At 40.3% G+C, this 21,403-nt stretch carries 17 protein-coding genes; 14 read left to right on the top strand and 3 right to left on the bottom strand.

All coding sequences use genetic code 11. From position 1 onward, the window contains the following. Nucleotides 1–9 precede the first annotated feature (9 nt). The 9 genes from rbsB to AC1TO8_RS18400 all read left to right on the top strand — a co-directional run bounded on the left by rbsB (nt 10) and on the right by AC1TO8_RS18400 (nt 8,964). Nucleotides 10–927 (top strand): ribose ABC transporter substrate-binding protein RbsB, encoded by a 918-nt coding sequence (gene rbsB, locus AC1TO8_RS18440; RefSeq protein ID WP_482057096.1) that lies wholly within the window; start codon nt 10–12, stop codon nt 925–927. 177 nt (nt 928–1,104) lie between these two features. After that, nucleotides 1,105–1,536, top strand: a complete 432-nt coding sequence (locus tag AC1TO8_RS18435; RefSeq protein WP_482057095.1) for a GntR family transcriptional regulator — start codon at nt 1,105–1,107, stop codon at nt 1,534–1,536. Continuing rightward, entirely contained in the window at nt 1,529–2,218 is a 690-nt protein-coding gene (locus AC1TO8_RS18430) for an ABC transporter ATP-binding protein (protein ID WP_482057094.1), read from the top strand. The genes AC1TO8_RS18435 and AC1TO8_RS18430 overlap by 8 nt, the downstream gene beginning before the upstream one ends. Then, nucleotides 2,215–3,042: a hypothetical protein gene (locus AC1TO8_RS18425; protein WP_482057093.1), complete on the top strand. Its 828-nt coding sequence runs from the start codon at nt 2,215–2,217 to the stop codon at nt 3,040–3,042. The genes AC1TO8_RS18430 and AC1TO8_RS18425 overlap by 4 nt, the downstream gene beginning before the upstream one ends. 8 nt (nt 3,043–3,050) lie before the next feature. Continuing rightward, entirely contained in the window at nt 3,051–4,313 is a 1,263-nt protein-coding gene (locus tag AC1TO8_RS18420; RefSeq protein ID WP_482057092.1) for a hypothetical protein, read from the top strand. Nucleotides 4,314–4,378: 65 nt separating this feature from the next. After that, nucleotides 4,379–4,630 carry a hypothetical protein gene (locus AC1TO8_RS18415; RefSeq protein ID WP_482057091.1) on the top strand — a complete coding sequence of 84 codons (252 nt, stop codon included), beginning with the start codon at nt 4,379–4,381 and terminating at the stop codon, nt 4,628–4,630. A gap of 149 nt (nt 4,631–4,779) precedes the next feature. Then, nucleotides 4,780–6,189 carry a UDP-N-acetylmuramoyl-L-alanyl-D-glutamate--2,6-diaminopimelate ligase gene (locus AC1TO8_RS18410; RefSeq protein ID WP_482057090.1) on the top strand — a complete coding sequence of 470 codons (1,410 nt, stop codon included), beginning with the start codon at nt 4,780–4,782 and terminating at the stop codon, nt 6,187–6,189. Between the two features lie 246 nt (nt 6,190–6,435). Further along, the gene (locus AC1TO8_RS18405) at nt 6,436–7,314 is read left to right on the top strand and encodes an alpha/beta fold hydrolase (protein ID WP_482057089.1); all 879 of its coding nucleotides are present in this window, start codon (nt 6,436–6,438) and stop codon (nt 7,312–7,314) included. A gap of 120 nt (nt 7,315–7,434) precedes the next feature. Next, entirely contained in the window at nt 7,435–8,964 is a 1,530-nt protein-coding gene (locus tag AC1TO8_RS18400) for a Ppx/GppA phosphatase family protein (protein ID WP_482057088.1), read from the top strand. Here the strand turns inward: AC1TO8_RS18400 and ppk1 are convergent. After that, complete coding sequence (ppk1, locus tag AC1TO8_RS18395) at nt 8,912–11,029, bottom strand: polyphosphate kinase 1 (RefSeq protein ID WP_482057087.1); 2,118 nt, start codon at nt 11,027–11,029, stop codon at nt 8,912–8,914. The two genes, AC1TO8_RS18400 and ppk1, sit on opposite strands and share 53 nt — an antisense overlap. A 621-nt stretch (nt 11,030–11,650) precedes the next feature. Here ppk1 and AC1TO8_RS18390 point away from each other — a divergent pair. The 3 genes from AC1TO8_RS18390 (at nt 11,651) to AC1TO8_RS18380 (ending at nt 16,273) form a co-directional block, all read left to right on the top strand. Further along, nucleotides 11,651–14,428 (top strand): glycosyl hydrolase family 18 protein, encoded by a 2,778-nt coding sequence (locus tag AC1TO8_RS18390; protein ID WP_482057086.1) that lies wholly within the window; start codon nt 11,651–11,653, stop codon nt 14,426–14,428. Between the two features lie 621 nt (nt 14,429–15,049). Beyond that, nucleotides 15,050–15,310 (top strand): nucleotidyltransferase domain-containing protein, encoded by a 261-nt coding sequence (locus AC1TO8_RS18385; RefSeq protein WP_482057085.1) that lies wholly within the window; start codon nt 15,050–15,052, stop codon nt 15,308–15,310. A 276-nt stretch (nt 15,311–15,586) separates the two neighbouring features. Next, nucleotides 15,587–16,273 carry a DUF3221 domain-containing protein gene (locus AC1TO8_RS18380; RefSeq protein ID WP_482057084.1) on the top strand — a complete coding sequence of 229 codons (687 nt, stop codon included), beginning with the start codon at nt 15,587–15,589 and terminating at the stop codon, nt 16,271–16,273. A 188-nt stretch (nt 16,274–16,461) separates the two neighbouring features. Here the strand turns inward: AC1TO8_RS18380 and AC1TO8_RS18375 are convergent, their stop codons facing one another. Next, nucleotides 16,462–17,688, bottom strand: a complete 1,227-nt coding sequence (locus AC1TO8_RS18375) for an MFS transporter (RefSeq protein WP_482057083.1) — start codon at nt 17,686–17,688, stop codon at nt 16,462–16,464. A 366-nt stretch (nt 17,689–18,054) separates the two neighbouring features. On the opposite strand from AC1TO8_RS18375, the gene AC1TO8_RS18370 reads away from it, so the two are divergent. Beyond that, nucleotides 18,055–19,101, top strand: a complete 1,047-nt coding sequence (locus AC1TO8_RS18370) for a glycoside hydrolase family 53 protein (protein ID WP_482057082.1) — start codon at nt 18,055–18,057, stop codon at nt 19,099–19,101. A 56-nt stretch (nt 19,102–19,157) separates the two neighbouring features. On the opposite strand, the gene AC1TO8_RS18365 is transcribed toward AC1TO8_RS18370, so the two are convergent. Beyond that, nucleotides 19,158–20,114: an alpha/beta hydrolase gene (locus AC1TO8_RS18365; protein ID WP_482057081.1), complete on the bottom strand. Its 957-nt coding sequence runs from the start codon at nt 20,112–20,114 to the stop codon at nt 19,158–19,160. A gap of 189 nt (nt 20,115–20,303) precedes the next feature. Here AC1TO8_RS18365 and AC1TO8_RS18360 point away from each other — a divergent pair, with 189 nt between their 5' ends. Then, a complete protein-coding gene (locus AC1TO8_RS18360) occupies nt 20,304–21,242 on the top strand; it encodes a tyrosine-type recombinase/integrase (protein ID WP_482057080.1) in 939 nt (312 codons plus the stop codon). Nucleotides 21,243–21,403: the final 161 nt, after the last annotated feature.

The following is a 21,403-nucleotide window of genomic DNA, read 5'->3' as shown; positions in this document are numbered from 1 at the left end:
GATTCTAATATGAAAAAGGGTACATTAATCATTATTTCTATGCTGTTAATATTGATGACAGGATGTTCATTGGAACCGCCAGAGTGGGCCAAGTCGAACAAGAGTAGCAATTTGGACAATATAAAAATCGGACTATCGATTTCAACGTTGAATAACCCTTTCTTTGTATCATTAAAAGATGGCGTTATGACTGAGGCCAATAAGCAAGGATGGAAAGTTATCGTGATCGATGCACAAAATGATTCTGCCAAACAAAGTAATGACGTAGAGGATTTAATGCAACAAGGAGTGAATGCCCTATTAATTAATCCAGTGGATTCATCTGCGATCTCTACGGTGGTTCAGACAGCTAACAGTTTAGATATTCCTGTCATTGCCTTGGACCGATCTTCTGATAAAGGAGATATTCAAGCACTTGTGGCTTCAGACAATGCCAAAGGGGGAACAATGGCGGCAGAGTACATTATCGAACAACTCGGTAAAGGGGCCAAGGTGATTGAATTGGAAGGTTCACCAGGAGCGTCAGCCACCCGTGAACGCGGTAAAGGATTCCATGAAGTGGCTGATACTCAGCTGGACGTCATTGCGAAGCAATCTGCTGACTTTGACCGTACTAAGGGATTAACGGTAATGGAGAACTTACTGCAAGGAAATCGTGATGTTCAAGCCGTATTCGCTCATAATGACGAAATGGCACTTGGAGCAATTGAAGCGATTCAAAGTTCAGGTAAGAAGATTCCCGTTATAGGCTTTGATGGCAATGAAGATGCTTTGAAATCAATCCAAGCCGGTAATTTAACAGCAACCGTTGCTCAACAACCTGAATTAATTGGGGAACTATCCGTTCAAGCAGCCAAAGATGTTCTAGAGGGCAAGACCGTAGAAAGTCTGATTGCTGCACCATTGAAATTAGTAGTTCAAGAATAATAGAGGACACGATGACAAATAAACACTGCTCTTTGCCTAATAGGCGGGGGTGGTGTTTTTGATTGTGAGATAAATATGAAGCCGGCTATTGACAACCAACTGTATTATGCGGATAATACATCTAAAGTGTATGAACCACTCAGTACACACACTGAAAAAAGAATGAGAGGTAGCTGCATGAAAACAAATGAAGGCTGGACGGAAGTCGCTTTCAATGGTCGAGACCCGGTGTATTTGCAAGTCGTACGTCATTTCAAAGAACAACTTGCAACCGGTCGACTGGAGGCTGGGCAGATTATTCCTTCGCGGAGGGAATTAGGAGCAATGCTGAAGATTAACCCTAACACGGCGCAGAAGGCGTATAAAGAAATGGAGGAACAGCAGTTGATTGTAACTGAAGGAAATTCACCAAGCCGAATTACAGGTGATGAACATGTGCTACGAATGATCCGGTCCGAATTAATTAGTGATGCTGTCGATGCTTTTGTGGCATCTGTCCGCAAGATTAACGTTCCGGTAGAAGAGTTGTTGGATATCATCAAACAGAAATATGTTGAAGGAACAAGAGTAGAGAATTCAGAACAGATCGAAGGTGACGGACATGATTGAGATTGTTAATATTCAAAAGCGTTATCGTGGTCGCCAAGTACTTAATGGCGTTACCTTTACGGCTGAGAAGGGACAGATTACTTGTCTTATTGGTAACAATGGGGCTGGAAAGTCAACCATTCTGAAAGCAATCATGGGCCTGACACCTCTTAAATCAGGTACAATTCGAATCGACGGTCAGCCTATGAACCAGAGCATGTATGAGAAGGTGGCATTCATTCCCGATCATCTAACGATGCCTCTTGGAATGAAGCTGGCTGAGGCGCTTCAGTTCATGGAGGACTTCTATGAGACCTGGAATACGGAACGGGCTGAAGAGCTTATGAAGTTTTTCGGTTTGGATCGGAGAGAGAGAATTGGTAACCTTTCTAAGGGAACAGCAGCTAAATTTAATCTCATGCTTGGTCTTGCACAGGATACAGAATACGTGTTAATGGATGAACCTTTTTCTGGAATTGATATGTTCAGTCGCGGTTTGATTGTGGATGTATTCTCTAGCCATTTGATCGAAGATCGAGGCGTACTTCTGACTACGCATGAGATCGGAGAGATGGAGCATTTGATCGATAAAGCTGTACTGATGGAGGATGGAGTCATCGCTAGGGATTTCAATTGTGAACAAATGCGTAGCGATGAAGGGAAGTCCGTCGTTGACGTCATGAGGGAGGTGTATCAGCGATGAACAGATATTTAAAGCTCGTAAATATGGAGATCAATCGCTTCAAATTCATACTGGCAGGACTAATGGGGCTAACCGTATTATTCCAATTTGGAGCCGTGATCTGGTGGAGTTTGAATGAACTATCCCATAGAGAGGCAATGATTAAGCAGTATGGGAGTTCATTGATGTTGGGTAACAATACTTTTGCCGATATGATCTCTAGTACACAATTGCTTTTTTCCATTCCGATACTGCTCAGTATTGCGGTGCTAGCTATTTATATATTTCTTATTTGGTACCGCGATTGGTTCGGTAGAAATACATTTATATATCGATTGCTGATGATACCAACAGCTAGACTCCACATTTATTTCGCAAAAATTACGGCGATTCTTATGTTCGTATTTGGACTTATTGCCTTTCAGCTCACGTTACTCCCAATAGAAAAGTTGGCATTCAATCTTATCGTACCATCGGATATGAGAGAGCCTTCCCACTTCTTGGATACTATTAATGCGAATAAAGCACTGGCGCTGCTTATACCTGGGAACTTCGATCAGTTTCTGATCACTTACGGATTGGGAACGATAGCAGTACTGGCTATTTGTACAGCTATTCTAATCGAAAGAAGTTATCGCCGTGTAGGCATTGTGTACGCCATTCTTTATTTAGCCATTTGTTGTTGGGCTATTCTATTCCCTTTGATCGGTATGGGACTGCATAATGAGCATGGGTACCTGTATCCCAACGAAATTTTAATAATCGAGATAGTCACGTGTTTAGGGGTAATAGCTATGTCGATATGGCTTGCAAGTCGACTTCTATCTAAAAAGATAACAGTGTAAGGGGGAGCATGATGAGACGTTATTGGTTATCTATTCTATTAAGTGTGTTTATCGTTGTTGGAATGAGTACGTATTATGTATTCGGTGCTGCGGATCATCTACCGGAGTATAAGCTTTCGACCATTGAGGGTGATGTTACCGAGGGAGAAAAAATTCAGCTGAGTGGCTCTTATATAGGCGGAAGAATAGGCGGAAGAGGATCTAGAGTCTTAAACGTTACAACTGATGGTAGCGATTATCAGAGCAGACACTCTATTTATCGTAAAAAATTCTCGAATCCCGAACGATCAGTGATGACTCAAGAGCCTGATATTCGTCAGATCACCAAAGATCATCGTTCCTTTATGCGTGGCAAATGGTACGCTGATAGCCTGTACAAGGATGAGGAATGGATTATTTATGCGGAAGCTAATGTCGATAACGCTGATGATGATAAGTCGGGGATTGTACTAAGTATAGAACTTCTTAATCAGACGACGGATAAGGTTAGTCATTATGAAACGATCGTAGATGAACAAACGGGCTATTCTTACAGCGATGTGGCAGATGTGCAGTTGATTGGAGATCAGATTCATATATTGACATACCAGCGTCCAAAAGTGCTTGAGGAAGGGAACGGGGTTATTGATGAGCTACAATATCATGATTATGTTGTGGATATGAACAATGGAGTATTAATCAACAAGGAGATTCTGGACTTTGGAATTACTTCTAAAGATAATGTTGAACTGCATCATAATATAATTACGAATGCTACCTATTCTGCTTCCAGTGATTATACCTTATTTAAAGTTAGTGAGGAGAAACGAACAACAATAGAGGGAGAACGTTATCGGGAAGTTGTAGGCGAGCATTTATACTCCTATACGTATAAGACAGGGGTACTAACAGATCTGTCTTATATACTGAAGGCAGCAGGAATGGCTGTTGACGTATCATATCGTTTAAATGGCAGCATTCTTTCAATTCTGAGTTATGAACCCGACATGATCACAACATCAAATTATAACCTAGAGACAGGCAAAGCAGCAAATGAAGGTGTCACCTTAACAGCCCAGCAACTCGGTGCTGATAAAATAGGAAAAGGAATACTGAAGAATGACAGAATTTATATTCTATTCTACAAAAACGATATTCCCGTGACTGCCGTTGTGGAAGCACTGAATGGAGACATTGTATACAAAGGTGAAGTTGTCTTTGATAGTGGAACATCGGAAAGTAAGGAGCATATGAGGGATGTACAATTGTTATATATGAAGATTACTGAATAGTGGGAATTATTAATCCCATGAAAGGATGAATTCAAAGCCATAATATATATTGTGAGGTAATCAATATGCAATCAACGGATTACTTTAATAGAACGATAGAAGCATTGAGAAGATTGGAGACATATGGTTACCAATTGGCGTATTATATTTTGCAAGACGAGGATCTTGCGATGGATGCTACGAAGATGACATTGCTAGCCTTAGCTCAAGTAGATGAATTCTATAATATGCCGGCTGCTGTCCAACGTGACCTGATGAGAAGAAGTGCCATTCGACAATCGATGATGCTCAAATATGAAGCACTAACAGCAATATAATAGTTATACAATGATACTCCGTTAGAGACTTGGGTTGATTTCCTTGTTCAACTAACGGAGTTTAAATATATGAGGATACAGGGGGAATATAACTTTTTAGAGAATACATATATAAGAAGAAGTTCATATAGAAATTGGAGGTCACTTGCTTGAAACTACAAGAACTTGTTAAGCAGTTAACTATTGTTACAACTCAAGGTGAGTTGGACGTCGAAATAACGGGTATCAATATGAATTCACGGGAAGTGAGGCAGGGTGATTTATTCGTATGTATCTCAGGTATTCCGGGGCTTCAAGAGGATCGTCACCAATATATTGATGATGCCATTGAAGCGGGAGCAGTAGCTCTAATTGTTGAAAGGGATGTCTTTGCCAGTGTCCCTACTATAAAAGTACCGAATGCTCGATTTGCATTGGCAGTGCTGTCTACACATTTCTACGGTTATCCAAGTCATCATCTGAAGTTAATAGGTGTGACAGGGACCAATGGAAAGACAACGACTAGTCACATGATTGAATCGATCTTGGCTCATGCTAATTTTCGGACAGGACTGATGGGCAATATTGGGACGAAAATCGGCAACACAATCCGTAAAAGTAACATCAATACACAAGATCCACACAAGCTACAGTCGAATTTATCAAAGATGAAGGAATGTTTGACAGACTATTGTGTGATGGAGGTAACTTCTCAGGGATTACATATGGGTCGTGTGATGGGATGTGATTTTCGAACAGCTGTCTTTACGAATTTGACTGGCGATCATCTTGATTATCATGGAACGATGGACAACTATCTGATGGCAAAAGGGACTCTTTTCGCGAGAATGGGTAATTCTTTCTTACCTGAGCCAGCCAAACACAAATTTGCTATTCTCAACGCGGATGATCCAGCATCCGAAGTATTTCAGAGTCTAACTTCAGCACAAGTCATTACATACGGTATTCATCATCCAGCGGACGTGATGGCAGAGGACATTCAATTAACGACAACAGGAATTACGTTCAAACTTGTTTCTTTTGCGGGAACGACCACTATCGAATGTAGAATGGTTGGCGCATTTAATGTCTATAATGCTCTTGCCGCTATTGCAGCTGCCCTGGCTGAACAAATCCCGCTTCAAGTCATACAACAAGCATTGTCTGAATTCACTAATGTTACTGGGAGAATGGAGATTATGGAAGGTGATCAGGACTTTCTTGTCATTGTAGATTATGCTCATTCACCTGATACGTTAGAGAATGCTCTGTTTACTTTACTCGAGCTTGGCGATCAGAGAATAATCACCGTGTTTAGTTGTGAAGAAGAGGGGGATGATACTACACTTTCTCAGATGCATGATATTGCCACTAAGCACAGTGATGTTGTTATCGTAACGACGGAACATTCATTCATTGAATACAATAATATCGACGGGTTGATAGTGGATCAGAAACAAGCAATAACTAGAGCCCTTGAATTAGCTACAGCGGGAGATATCGTGTTCATTGCCGGGAAAGACCATAAGACCAAAGTCCAACACATTCTGAAAGACTTCTCCCATCAGGTGACTACGTAAAGAGGAAGTAAATGTTTGTCTCTCAATGGCATGTAACACACCGATTACAACTTGGGGAGGGGCAATATGTATGCAAGAACTCGTTGGCCACTGTAAAGAATGTACAGGTAAAATTTACTGTAATGATGGATTTCTGAACGGCATAGTATTGGAAGACAAAACCTTACTATGTTTCGATTGTTCCGATAAGGAAAGGCTATCAGATACTTTTATTCGAAATGAATAAATATGAGAGGTGAATGATATATGGAGCGAAGCTATTCTATTTTTCGTACAAAAGGTAATAGAGAACAGTTCTATCAGGCATACGATGAGACAATGAGTCTATGGACTGTCCCATTTGAGGAATTCATGTTATCTACACGTTTCGGTGAGACACACATCATTGCAACAGGGTCAATTGAGGCACCTGCCTTGTTTCTATTTCACGGAATGACGTTCAGTGCGACAATGTGGTATCCGAATATTGAGATCTTATCTAAATATTTCAGGGTGTATGCCGTTGATACAATAGGTGACTTAGGGAAAAGTACGATGACATCTGTTCTAAAAACACGGGAAGATGCGGCACAATGGGTTTCAGATATGCTCACGGAACTTCAACTTCAATCAGCGATATTTATGGGGCACTCTATGGGTGGTTGGCTAACATTAAATTTCGCCCTTCATTCCCCTGAGAAAGTGCAGAAAATGATTTTATTAGCACCGGCCGCTGGTATTCAAAAAATCACCCCCAAATTCTTGTTGAAGGTATACCCTGCGATCTTACTACCTAAAGAATCTCGTATTCGTAAGGAATTATCGTGGTTCCTGAGCCGAACCTATCAACCAGACGTTCAGGCGGAAATGCTCATTCGTCAGTTTATAATATCCGGAATGAATTGTGTCCCTCAGATGCGTGTAATGCCATCTGTATTTAAAGATCACGAGTTGCAAAGTCTTTCTATGGAAGTTTTACTGTTGGTTGGTGATCAGGAGGTAATCTATGATTACGAAAGGATGTTATCTAAAGCGAAACAATTAATTCCTAATATACAGACATGTGTTGTGCATGGTGCAGGTCATGCTTTAACATTGGAAAAACACGAATTTGTAAACGATACTATAATAAGTTTTTTAATATAAGGACAATCCGTCATCGCAGCGGTTTTTCACACAAATTTTTGCCAAGCACTTATTATGGGTATATTATTAACATAGACATCAATCATTTGTTGTCCAATCAGCAAGCAGAGGTGTGTAGAGATGAGAGATAATCGAAATCGTATTGGTATCGTAGATATTGGTTCTAACTCCATCCGTTTGGTCATTTATGATACAACGACCGATGGAGGGTACAAAGTTATTAAAGAATGTAAACAATCTGCTCGCTTGAGTGAGAAATTGAATGAGCAGGGGCGAATTGAAGAGAAAGAGATGAATACGATTGTCCCTATTCTCAAACAATTCAAACAAGTATGCACTACATTCGGGGTGGATAGAATCCGCGCGGGTGCGACGGCAGCAATTCGCAATGCTAGCAACTCTGACGAGATTATAGAATACTTATCACGGAAATCTGCTATAGATATTCAACTTATTACCGGAAAAGAAGAGGCGTATTTCGGTTTCCTAGGAGTCATTAATTCTTTTGACACGAAGGATGGTTTCGTTATAGATATCGGCGGAGGAAGTACAGAGATTACACTGTTTGAGAACCGTAGTTACCAGACTAGCATCTCTTTACCTTTCGGTGCGGTTAACACGAATGTCATGTTCGGAGACCATGGGAATTGGAATGAAGAACGGATACAGAATCTTCGTACATACGTGCTGGATCAGCTTCAAGAACATGATTGGTTGCAGTCAAGACCACACTTGCCACTGTTTGGTCTAGGTGGAACGCTACGGTCCCTTGGTAAAATAGATCAGAAGCACTGTCATTACTCGATGCCAACTTCACATCATTATGCCTTGGAAACGGACACCGTAAATCGATTATATGATACACTTCCTCATCTATCCTTGGAGAAACGTAAACATGTCAATGGACTATCCAAAAGTCGTGCAGATATCATTGTGTCGGGGCTCATTATTTTTCACACGATCTATCACTATATTCAGTCTACACAATGTCTTATTAGTGGGGAAGGGCTCCGTGAGGGTCTGCTGCATGAACTATTAGATCCCGTTCATCCGGTTAAACCGAGTACATTGGAATTCAGCATTCATCGACTGCTATCTTTTGAAACTGAAATTTCTTCGGCTCATTTAGAACATCTCCTTAAATTGTCCAATCGTTTGTATGAATCCTTACATGGGGAGGGGGATTCTAAGGAACATAAGAAGCTACTATATGCTTCTATCATGTTATACCGTATTGGTGGGCATATCAATTATTATCAATACAATCAGCATACACGTTACTGGATCATGAATTCGACTATTCGTGGACTTACTCATCGAGAGATTATACTTTGTGCTTTAATATCCTCCTATAATACAAAAAGCCGGAAGCAGAAATTGTCCGCAGATCATAAGGACATTTTGCTGCATTCCGACGAAGAGTGGATTCATAAGTTAGGATCGCTTGTACAACTTTGTATCGCACTTGACCAAAGTGAAACACAGGCTGTTATGGACATCTCCACTGTGATTCGAAATGGAATACTACATCTTACCGTTCATAGCGATGTCGAAACCTATGTTGAACAGGATGAGATGGATAATGCAATCAAGGTATTTAATGGAGCATGGGATCTAAAAATAAAAGTTGATTTCCCTTCCACTTCTTAACAATCAAAGCTTCAACCTGGCTCCTAAATGGAGCCTTGTTGTCGTTGGCAAACTCATAATTACCATTGGATTGCAGGAATCTAGCTTTAATATTATCCTCAAGTGATAAATTCAATATTGTGTACACTAGATCTTGAATGTGAGGGTCATACACGGGACACATCAGTTCAATGCGTCTAGTTAAATTACGAGTCATCCAATCTGCACTAGAGATCCATACTTCGGAAGTACCCCCATTTTCAAAATAATAGATGCGCGAATGCTCTAGAAAGCGGTCAACGATACTACGCACGGTGATATTCTCACTTAGACCTGGAACACCAGGACGAAGACAGCATACACCTCTTATGATGAGATCAATCTGAACTCCTGCGGTTGAAGCAGCGTATAACTCGTCAATCATATCTTGATTGGATAAGGAATTCATTTTGGCGATGATTCTTGCGGGTCTGCCGGCAGCAGCATGTTCAGCTTCCCTACGAATAAGGTCGAAGAGGGTGCTGCTCATATTGGTTGGTGCAACTGTAATGGCATCCCAATCATAGTTCGTTGAATAACCGGTCATTTGATTGAATAGCTCTGATGCGTCTAAGCCAATATTGTGATTGGATGTAAATAGGCTTAAATCAGTATATATTTTGGCAGTGCTATCATTGTAATTACCTGTTCCTACGTGAACGTAACGCTGCAACTCAAGACCTTCTTGGCGGACGATCAAGGTGATTTTGGCATGTGTTTTTAGACCAATTAATCCATATACGACATGACATCCTGCTTTCTCAAGCTTGCGAGCCCAGGCGATATTACGTTCCTCATCAAATCTAGCCTTCAATTCCACGACAACAGTCACCTGTTTACCTGATGCAGCAGCCGTTGCTAACGCTTGTATCAGCGGAGAATTTCCACTTACGCGATATAATGTCATCTTAATCGCCATCACATGATCATCTTCAGCAGCTTGGGTAATGAAATCAGTAACCGCCTCGAAAGACTCATAAGGGTGATATACAAGGACATCACGTTCTCTTAACACCTCGAAGAAATCATCATTCTCATCAAATTCCATCGGATATACAGGTTCAATGGGATGATGACTCAAATGGGAATAACCTTTCAAAGATCCTGCGAAATCCATCAGAAAATGAAGGTCAAGAGGTCCGTCTATTTCAAAAATAGAATCTGTAATTTCAAATTCATTTTGCAACTGGCTTAGCGCGAAGGGGTGTATTCCTTTTTCAACCTCTAAGCATACTGGAGAGCCCCATCTTCTTTTACGTAATTCCTTCTCAATCTCTTCCAATAGATCTTCAGCACCATCTTCGTTGATGCTCAGATCAGAATTACGAGTAATGCGGAATTCATGAACTGCGATAGGGATATACCCGCTGAACAAGGTGTGAATATGGTGTTTAATTAGCTCTTCAATAAATATGAACTGGCGTTTCTTGCTATTGGAACGGTGAGGTAGCGGAATACAACGAGCAAGATTAGATGGAATTTGTAAAATAGCAAAATAGGGCTCTTCTTCAATGTCATCTTCTTTCGTAAGGACGACAGACAAATATACAAATTGACTATGTACTAAGGGGAAAGGTCTGCTCTGATCTACCGCCATAGGAGTAAGAACAGGGAAGATAATATCTTGAAAATAATGTTCCATCGCTTGGCTCTGTGCAATATTCAAATCTTCATAATTAGAGAAGTAGATACCCTCTTTATTTAACTGCCTGGAAATATCACGGAATGTGCGATATTGATCAGTAATGATTTTAGCTACTTTTTTTAATAGCCGTTTATAGAGTCCAGAAGGAGTGTAACCGGTAAAATCCTTTTTAGAATATCCAGCTCTAAGCTGATCTTGAATACCTGCTACACGAACACTCATGAATTCATCTAAATTGCTGGACACAATAGCAAGAAAGCGCGCTCTCTCAAGGAGAAGGTTATTGGGATCTTGTGCTTCTTGAAGTACACGGTGGTTGAATTCAATCCAACTCAAATCACGGTTTAGATATCCTGATGGCAGTGTACGATTTATTGTCGTTTTTTCTTCTAAATTTATCATGTTCCCACCATACCTTGTTGAATTTTAGTTTGTACTATTTCATTCTACTATTAACTCGGAGAAGAAATGTAAAGTCTGTGTAAATTCTGTGTAAAGTTTATGATTTAAAATCATAAAAATGGCTGAATTGATCAGATTGTTACGATTTAGTTAACATAATATATATTACGTTATGTATTTCATAGAGTCCTTGGGAACTATAGGTCCTCCCATTTAATAATACAAGTTAAATGTGTTCTCGATATATTGTTGAACCATCAGGATAGATATATACATCATATGATTGAAATGAAAATAACACTTCTGTTAAATATTAGAGAAATTTATCCCCTATAATAAAATGTTATCCCTTTTCCTTTGTCGTAGTTTTATAGACAATAAAGATGTAAGTCACACTTCGTTCAAATTCAGCTCTAACGTTATTAAGTTTCCTTTCTTATGAGATTCATTCACATGCCCGTCCCTATTTGATTTCTCTTCTTGTCGTGAAAGGGGGTTTACTTTAAATTTCCATGTCATGCAAGAATGAAATAGAACATTTAAAAAGGAGGTATGGTGTAATAATTGATTTACCGATTTGAAAGCGTTTTCAAATCTTGTACTAAGAGGAGGATTTAAGAAATGACAATGAATAAGAGATCATATCAAAAATCAGTTGTTTTGATTATATTTTTTACATTACTCTTTTCAATGTTTCAATTATTGAATTCTAGTGAAAAGGTTCAAGCCGCAGAAGAGTATAAAATAGTAGGCTACTATCCAGCTTGGGGGGCATATGCCCGTAATTATTTGGTTAGTGATATCGACGCTTCAAAAGTGACTCATATTAATTATGCATTTGCTGACATATGCTGGAACGGTATACACGGTAATCCTGATCCAACGGGTCCAAATCCAGTAACATGGTCTTGCCAGGATGAGGTTGGAACTATTAATGTTCCAAATGGAACGATTGTACTAGGTGATCCATGGATTGATGCACAGAAGAGCCAAGCAGGAGATGCTTGGGATGACCCCATTAAAGGAAACTTGGGACAATTAATTGATTTGAAACAAGCCAATCCACATCTGAAGACTATTATTTCTATTGGTGGATGGTCTTGGTCAAATCGCTTCTCTGACGTAGCAGCAAGTGCAACGACACGTGAAGCCTTTGCGAACTCCGCTGTAGATTTTATCCGTAAATATCAGTTTGATGGCGTTGATCTGGACTGGGAATACCCAGTAGCAAACGGCTTAACGGGGAATAGCTACCGCGCTGCAGACAAACAAAATCATGTTCTGCTATTACAGGCCGTTCGGGATAAGCTTAATGCAGCTGAGATTGCTGATGGTAAACAATACTTGCTAACGATTGCATCAGGTGCAAGTCCTGCTTATGTTGATAACAATGAGTTAGCTAATATCGCCAATATCCTTGATTGGATTAATATCATGACTTACGACTTCAACGGTGGATTTAATAGTAAAAGTGGACACAATTCACCACTTTACATGGATCCAGCAGCAATAGCGGCGGGTGTACCCGGCGCGGAGAACTTCCATGCTGATGGAGGGGTACAAGGTCATCTTAATGCAGGTGTACCTGCTAACAAAATAGTTATGGGAACTCCATTTTATGGACGCGGGTGGAGTGGGTGTACTAATACTAACAATGGTCAATATCAAAATTGTAGTAATTCAAATTTAGGTACATGGGAAAATGGTGTTTTTGACTTTACTGATCTCCAGAATAATTATATTAATAAAAATGGATATACACGTCATTGGAACAATGTATCGAAGGTACCTTATTTATTTAATCCATCAAATGGGAACTTCATCACTTATGATGATGTAGAATCCTTTGATCACAAAATTTATTATATTAAATCTAACAACTTAGCTGGCGCTATGTTCTGGGAGTTCAGCGGAGACCGCAATAAACTATTATTAAATAAATTAGCAACGGATTTACAAGGCACAATTAACAACGACTCACAAGCACCAACAGTACCTGGTAATCTGAGTACGCCATCCAAAACCTCAAATAGTGTAAACCTATCATGGAGTGCATCTTCAGATAATGTGGGTGTGACGGGATATATTGTTTCATATGGTGGTACTTCTGTAAGCGTAACTGGAACATCCACTACGATAAGCGGATTGGCTGCGAACACAGCCTATTCGTTTACCGTAAAGGCTAGAGATGCAGCTGGAAACCAATCGGGTGCAAGTAATGCTCTTACGGTTACAACAACCGGATCTACCGGCGATACCTCCGCTCCAAGCGCTCCAACAAATCTGCTAGTTACAGGGAAGACAACATCAAGCATAAACCTGAGTTGGACAGCATCTACCGATAACGTAGGTGTAAGTGGCTACACAGTAACACAAGGCTCTAATAGTGTGAATGTCACGGGTACAACTGCAACGATCCTAGGTTTAAACGCCAATACTGCATACACGTTTACAGTAACGGCTAAAGATGTAGCAGGCAATGTATCTACGGGTACTAGTATCCAAGCAACTACAAATGGAAATATCAGCACATGTTCAGCTCCTGCATGGGAATCAGGAACAGTATATAGCATAGGTCAACGCGCTTCATTTAATGGAAAAGTTTATGAGGCCCAATGGTGGACCCAAGGTGATCAACCTGACCAAAGCGGCGACTGGGGTGTATGGAGATTTATTGAGAACTGTGTAGGTGGTGATACAGAAGCCCCTTCAATTCCGACAAACTTAGCATCTTTAGGTAAAACAACGAATAGTGTATCATTAAAATGGTCAGCATCCACAGATAATGTTGGAGTAACAGGATATAATGTGTACCGCGGGTCAACACTATCTACATCTGTTACGGGAACAAGCGCAACAGTTAGTGGGCTGAATGCAAACACGTCTTACACGTTTACCGTAAAAGCTATTGATAACTCAGGTAACGAATCTGGAGCGAGCAACTCGGTAACGATAACTACGGATATTTCCAGCGGGGATACGACCGCTCCTACTGTACCAACAAATTTACAGGTTACAGGGAACACATCTTCTAGCGTTAGTCTAAGCTGGACGGCTTCCACGGACAATGTGGGAGTTACAGGTTATACAGTAAGCAATGGATCGAATAGTGTGACTGTAACAAGTACAACGGCCACAATCTCTGGTCTATCTGCAGGTACAACATATACATTTACAGTTAGTGCCACAGACGGCGCTGGCAATATATCTAGTAGTACATCTATTCAATCAACAACGACTACCAATCAGAACGGTGCTAATCCTTGGGTAGCTAATACTAATTATACAACAGGTCAATTGGTAACTTACGGAGGAGCAACATACTCTTGTAGACAAAACCATACTTCTCTGGAAGGATGGGAGCCAACTAACACGCCAGCATTATGGTTATTACAGTAGTTATAGATCACTTTTTCTTGGTTAAAAGTACCTCCTTAATAGAGAGCACTGCAAAACGAAAAAAAATTCTGTAAAGAGAACCCAATGCCACATAGGCGTTGGGTTTGTTGTATAATAAAGGCTTATATTACAATGGGTACTTACAAAACGTTATGCAGGGTAACCGCTACGGTGACGGATTGCACTTACGATCGCTGTGCCCTCAGATTTCCTAATTATATACCGCATATAGCGGTAGAAATCCGATGGCAAAGCATATGCTTCCGAAGTAGCTTTCCTGCGGAAAGCTTGTAGGCGAAGGCTATCGCTTCTTCAGAACAATTCCGTACCCTACGCTACTAGATTCTGCATGTTCCAATGGCTTGAGTAAACGCAGGTTGAACTATTGTGTGTGGGGAACCTGTAACCGCGATGCAGGTCGTGTATGGATTAACTTAGAATTGGGCAAAAAGACAGCGGAGTGTCTAGAGTATATTGCGTTCATGAAATTGTAATTTTTGGAAGGATATAATCCTAACCTTCAGTATATTTAGTGAAAATGGTGGATAATCAATGTATAGATCCTTATCGTCCTAAGCCAAACATATGTTATAATTTACACAACAATCAATACTATCACACGTGAATGCAAAGAAAGTTGTTCTTTATGGGTCACAAGTCACGGGAATGGCAAATAGTACTAGCGATATACATTTCGCTGTTATTGTAGATAGCGTTGACAATGACTTTTTAACAACTAGTGCCAAACTTTATAAGTTAAGAAGAAATATTGATGATCGAATTGAACCGATCTTGATACAAGAAGATAAGGATCAGAGTGGATTTTTGGAGGAAATATTAAAATCAGGAAAAATACTATACACTCAAAAGAACTTAGTATAGTATTTTTTTGAATCTTCCTAGGAAGTGCTATCGAAATATGTTATCATCTATATTTTTCGAAAAACCGGTTGCGTCGTCCTAATTAGGGACGTAACGATCGGTTTTTAGTATTGTATCAATACTGTGCGGAAATATCTTTAATGGAATTATTGAGACTCTCAATTACATGTTTGTTATCGGCATGATTCTAATGATGTAATCGGTTGAAACATATCCCTGTTCATTATCGTCATAGGATATGAGCAGTATGAATTTATAGAAAGAAGGGGTTATACCATGAAACAACTCAAATCATTGTTGATGTTAATCTTAGTCGTAGTCGTCACTGGGTGTACTTCTACTGGAGAAACTAAACCGATTGAAGGATCTGTACCGATTGGGGAAGACATGATTTCACAAATGGAAGAAGGATTTATATTTGAAGTGGCAGATCATAGCGTATTGGTATTGGATCAAGTGAACACAGAGGACTTCGACAAATCGTGGAATGACATTTCCAGGAGTTATCAAGGGAATGCCATATGGCTTACAACATCTCAAGCGTCTACCTTAAAGGTAGGGCAAAAGGTTCAATATTGGGTTAATGGACCTGTGGCAGAATCATTTCCGATGCAAGGAACAGCGGAGAAGATTGAAGTGATTGCTGAAAGATCTGTAGAAAATAAGGCTTTTCGAAATATTAAGGCTACTGGCTTAAAGGGTAAGTATACGATAACCGGTGAGGGTCGTGTGTTTGAAGCAACGATGAATTATGCCGTTTCAGACGGTCATTATTATTTAGTGGAGGATTTTCTAACCTTGGACATGGGTGCTCCAGAGTGGTCCGCTTTCGCACTGGATATTCATATTCCTGAGGAAAAGTTACCTTTGAATGGAACTCTTACGCTTGAGTTATTTGAATATAGTGCAAAGGATGGTAGTGTCATTAATTTGTATACAATACCACTTGAAAGCTTTCAGTGAAGGGAAAATATGCCCTTACAAATTGATGAATTCCAATGAAAGCAATTAAATAAATATGATTAAAATTAATATTAGTTTACATAACTAATATTATGTAAACTAACACTTTGTATATGAAGCAGAATGGACCAAGAAAAACCGGCTGCGCATCCTTGTAAGGGACGTCACAGCCGGTTCTTTGTATCGTGTCAATACTCTGAGGCAATATCTTTATCTTTAGGTAACAAGATGGCCAACATGCCGAGTAACGGTAAATATGAGGAAAGATTCATGATGAAGGGGATGCTTGTATGATCTGCAATATTCCCCATAACCGCGGAGCCTAGTCCGCCCAAACCGAAAGCTAGTCCGAAGAATAATCCCGATATGAGACCAATCTTGCCAGGGACTAATTCTTGCGCATACACGACGATGATTGAGAATGCTGATGAAAGAATAAAACCAGCAAATATACTTAGGACAGCTGCCCATGCCAACGATACATGTGGCATTAGAATCGAGAAGGGGGCTGTACCTAGAATAGAGAGCCAGATAATATTTCTCCGTCCATATCTGTCAGACAAGGGACCACCTAGAAATGTACCAAGGGCTGCCGCCCCGAGGAAAGCGAATAAAAAGTATTGTGCATGCTGTATAGTGACCCCATGAGTTTCCATCAAGAAGAATGTATAGAAAGAAGTGATACTGGACATATACACATTCTTGGAGAATACAAGAAATACTAAGATAACGATCGTTCCGATGACCTGATTACGACTAAGCCCAGTACGACGAACGTTGGTAGCTATTTTTTTCTTAACAGGTGTGACATGCAACATTTGTTTACCATACCATTGGGCTACTTTGAACTGAATTGCAATGGCAGTAAGTGCGGCGATCGTGAACCAGATGACACCGAATTGGCCAATCTTTACAAAAATCAGTGCTGTCATGATCGGTCCAAGGGAACTTCCTATGTTCCCACCAACCTGGAATAAGGATTGTGAGAAACCCCGTTTGCCCCCGCTAGCTAAGTATGCAACCCGTGAGGATTCTGGGTGAAATATGGCTGACCCTATCCCCATGGAAATGACAGCGAACAACACTATAGCAAAACTTGGCGCTATGGCTAGCATGATAATTCCAAACAAAGTAAAGCAGACACCAAACGGCAATATGTATGGTCGTGGTCGAATATCTGCATACATTCCAATTAAAGGTTGCAATAAGGATGCTGTAATATTCATGGCGAATGCGATCAGACCAATCTGACTAAAGCTGAGATCCATGGAATCTTTCAATATTGGAAAAAGAGCAGATACCGTTGACTGCATCGTGTCATTTAATAAATGAACGATACTAATCGCGAACAGTATAGGGTATACCGTCGTTGAAGCAGATGCGCTAGCTGATGATTGAGCCTTGGATCCTGTCAAAGAATAAACCTCCTGTGTAAAGTGCAAATTTGTGTGAATATGTGTTATGAAAATGGCCACTACATCATTATCAACAATATCATTTAGTTTGTCACGAAGTATATGAATTAACACATAAAAAGGCACAAAAAAGCTCATAAAAAACAGCGTATAACTTAAATTATACGCTGTTTCAATTGTGGGGCGTTTTATATAAGGATAGTGGGTTCTTGGTAAGTGTAATAGATTTAAAAACTGCATAAATATTGCAAATATATCCTATAAGTGCTCAATTAATAAATATATAATGAAAACGCATACAATTATTTACTTCCTACAGTGTCTTTCCGATTACATTTACTACTATTAAAAAAGGAGGTCAATGAGATGTTTAAAAAAGTGATTAGCTTCTCGCTCGTGATCGTACTTAGTTTTTCTGTAGTTGTCTCGGCATACTTCTTGAATCCTGAGAAAGTCGAAGCGGCACCATCTTTTGCTAAGGGGGCAGATATTAGTTGGGTGGCAGCGATGGAAGCTCAAGGTTACAAATGGAAAGATAAGACGGGGGCTACTCGGGATATTCTACAAATTCTGAAGCAAGATTATCAAATGAACTCTGTTCGAATTAGAGTATTCGTTAATCCTTCTAACGATTATGGCAATGGTTACATGAATAAGGACAGGGCAGCGGATCTTGCTCTACGTGCTAAAAATGCTGGACTTAGTGTGATGTTGACTTTACACTACAGTGATTCATGGGCAGACCCTGGCAAGCAGAATAAACCTGCTTCATGGAGCAACTATACTTTTCAACAGCAAATGGATGCAGTATGGAACCACACAAGGGATGTTATGAATACAATGAAAAGTAAAGGAGTCACTCCAGACTGGGTACAGATTGGAAATGAAACTAACAATGGGATGTTATGGAATGATGGGAAGGCATCTCTTAGCATGAAAAATTATGCTTGGCTTGTCAATACCGGTCATAATGCAGTGAAATCAATTAGTAGTAGCACGCAGACCATTGTCCATCTTGCTAATGGTTATGATAATGACGTTTTCGTATGGAATATCGGTGGTCTGATTAGTAATGGGGCCAATTTTGATATTATTGGAATGTCTTTGTACCCATCGAGTACAGACTGGTCTACTAAGGTGACACAAACGATAAGTAATGCTAATAATATGATATCTAGATATAATAAGCCAATTATGATAACGGAGATAGGTATGGATTATAATCAACCTACTGCGGCCAAGAGCTTTATTACTGATATCAAGACGAAGATTCGGAACATCTCTGGAGGTAAGGGACTAGGTGTATTCTATTGGGAACCTCAGGCTACTCCAAGTTATAACGGCGGTTACAGTAAAGGAGCCTGGCAAGCAGATATGAAACCTACTATCGCTTTGGATGGATTTATAAACTAATCACAAACGGACACCGATGAAGTATTGGTGTCCGTTTGTGATTAGGACTTAAACAATTAGAATCCTTCTTTAATCCACGTTGTCGCTAATTTAATTGCGGCTTTTTTGGCATTAGTATCTGCGAGAGCATTCAACATGACGAAATCATGAATAATGCCCTGAAAGCGAACTGCTGTAACGGTGACTCCTGCCTCACGTAGCTTATTGGCATATGCTTCGCCCTCATCGCGCAGCACATCAGCTTCACCTGTAATAATCAGAGCTTCGGGGAGATCCCGTAGCTGTTCAATCGTTGCTCGAAGTGGAGACGCTGTAATCTGTTCGCGATCGTTAGGATCCCCCGTGTATTGCTCCCAGAACCATTTCATACCGTCGCGTTGAAGGAAGTAACCTTCAGCGAATTGATGATAGGAGTCCGTATCAAAGGATGCATCGGTGACAGGGTAGAAGAGTAATTGTTTGCTAATCTTCGGACCTCTGCGCTCCTTGCACATCAGCGTAATCGCTGCGGTCATATTTCCACCAACGCTGTCACCAGCTACGGTTAGTTGACTCGGATCGAATCCGTGCTCCTCTCCGTTGTCAGCAACCCATTTCAGTACTTGGTATACTTCTTCGATAGCAGTTGGATATTTAGCTTCAGGGGATAAGCTATAGTTGGTGAAGACAACTGCTGCTTGAGCACCAGTAGCCAGTTCGCGGATTAAGCGGTCATGTGTATGATCATTTCCAAATACCCAACCAGCACCATGAATGTAGATGATCACCGGTAAAGTTATTGACGAAGAATCTTTAGGACGGACAATACGAACTGAAATATCACCGTTTGGACCATCGGGCAACATAATATCTTCTATATCAGCATCTGGTTTGTTGATATCCCCAGATTGAACTTCAATGACGGTAGCGCGTCCTTTTTCAGGACCAAGATCAGGTAGGAATGGAGGCTTAGCATTATCATCAGCAAATTTCTGAGCAGCAGGTTCAAGGACAATCTTGTTCGTTTCATTCATAAATAACCGTCTCCTTTTTGATATCATAGTCAATTTCAATCTCTTTAATACTTACCCATCTAATAACGTTGCGAATCAAACAATATGGAATATATGTAAATCATACCCTTATTATATTAAAAGCCTACTTCCTCCACGGCTATTATATGGTAGAATAGGTTGTTGTAAAGAAGTGGAGGTGGCGAAGGCGTGAACAATTATAGCGAAGACTACGAAGAAGCGCTGGATGCCTTTCTAATCTGGATGAAAGATGCAGGGTACACAGCGCACACACAGAAATCATACCTTAGTGATGTGCATGAGTTTTTGAATTCACTCGGTGATAAGTCGCTAGAGAGTGTAAAAAAGTTTCATATTATCTCTTATTTATCATCTGTTCGTGAACGAGGGGTGAGTGATGCAACACGTAATCGTAAGCATGCTTCAGTCTCCTGTTTTTTTAAAGCGTTAATAGATTTAGAGTTGCATGGTGTCAATCCAGCATTAGATATTAAAAAGTCTAAGACGGATAAGAATCGAGCGCCAGTATACCTTGATGAATCTGAGATGGTGAAATTTTTCAGTGCAGTGGAGGGGAAGTACCGTAATCGTAATCTTGCGATTTTCTTATTAATGGCCTATATGGGCCTTCGTGTTGGGGAAGTTCATACACTAGATATTGCAGACTATAACATGGAACGGCGCTTGCTAAGTGTATTCGGGAAAGGTCGCAAATGGCGAACGGTTCCGGTTCCTGAAGCGGTCTGTCCCCTATTAGAATTAGCGCTAGAAGAACGACTTGAGCCCAAACGTAGTAAAGAGACGGCCATGTTCATTTCGCAAAAAGGAAAAAGATTGTCCATTCGGGCAATTCAACAAGCGGCATCGGATACGTTTGATCGCTTTCAAAATGATGTATTACCAATGCATCGAATACCGTATTCTAGCCATAAGTTACGCCATTCTTTCGCAACCATGTTGCTTCGTAAAGGGGCCGATTTGCGTACAGTACAGGAACTACTTGGACATTCCTCCATTCAGACTACTACGGTTTACACGCATATTACTAGTCGTGAGAAAGAGGAAGCTATGTCTAGACTCACATTGGATCTGCCAGTACTGTCCGTGAACGAGCATATTATTAAATAAGAATTGAACTACTCACCACTTAACCGCCTTACGGTCTGTTTGAAGTGGGAGATTCCTAAGAACACCAACCTAACGGTTGGTTTTTGATTAGGCGATCCCCGTCATTCCAACGGTTAGAAGTCTTATGGCTTCATTTTTAATATTGATTCCTGCGTTAATAT

Source organism: Paenibacillus sp. Y859 (assembly GCF_056786405.1).
Note: the sequence above shows the minus strand (reverse complement) of the source record. Positions and strands in the feature narration are given on the sequence as shown.

Excerpts from the sequence above, each read along its gene's own strand:
- AC1TO8_RS18400 (WP_482057088.1), top strand. The coding sequence starts at position 7,435 with ATGAGAGATAATCGAAATCGTATTGGTATCGTAGATATTGGTTCTAAC.
- AC1TO8_RS18370 (WP_482057082.1), top strand. The coding sequence starts at position 18,055 with ATGTTTAAAAAAGTGATTAGCTTCTCGCTCGTGATCGTACTTAGTTTT.
- AC1TO8_RS18380 (WP_482057084.1), top strand. The coding sequence starts at position 15,587 with ATGAAACAACTCAAATCATTGTTGATGTTAATCTTAGTCGTAGTCGTC.
- AC1TO8_RS18365 (WP_482057081.1), bottom strand. The coding sequence starts at position 20,114 with ATGAATGAAACGAACAAGATTGTCCTTGAACCTGCTGCTCAGAAATTT.
- AC1TO8_RS18430 (WP_482057094.1), top strand. The coding sequence starts at position 1,529 with ATGATTGAGATTGTTAATATTCAAAAGCGTTATCGTGGTCGCCAAGTA.
- AC1TO8_RS18390 (WP_482057086.1), top strand. The coding sequence starts at position 11,651 with ATGACAATGAATAAGAGATCATATCAAAAATCAGTTGTTTTGATTATA.
- AC1TO8_RS18415 (WP_482057091.1), top strand. The coding sequence starts at position 4,379 with ATGCAATCAACGGATTACTTTAATAGAACGATAGAAGCATTGAGAAGA.
- ppk1 (WP_482057087.1), bottom strand. The coding sequence starts at position 11,029 with ATGATAAATTTAGAAGAAAAAACGACAATAAATCGTACACTGCCATCA.
- rbsB (WP_482057096.1), top strand. The coding sequence starts at position 10 with ATGAAAAAGGGTACATTAATCATTATTTCTATGCTGTTAATATTGATG.
- AC1TO8_RS18435 (WP_482057095.1), top strand. The coding sequence starts at position 1,105 with ATGAAAACAAATGAAGGCTGGACGGAAGTCGCTTTCAATGGTCGAGAC.
- AC1TO8_RS18420 (WP_482057092.1), top strand. The coding sequence starts at position 3,051 with ATGATGAGACGTTATTGGTTATCTATTCTATTAAGTGTGTTTATCGTT.
- AC1TO8_RS18425 (WP_482057093.1), top strand. The coding sequence starts at position 2,215 with ATGAACAGATATTTAAAGCTCGTAAATATGGAGATCAATCGCTTCAAA.
- AC1TO8_RS18405 (WP_482057089.1), top strand. The coding sequence starts at position 6,436 with ATGGAGCGAAGCTATTCTATTTTTCGTACAAAAGGTAATAGAGAACAG.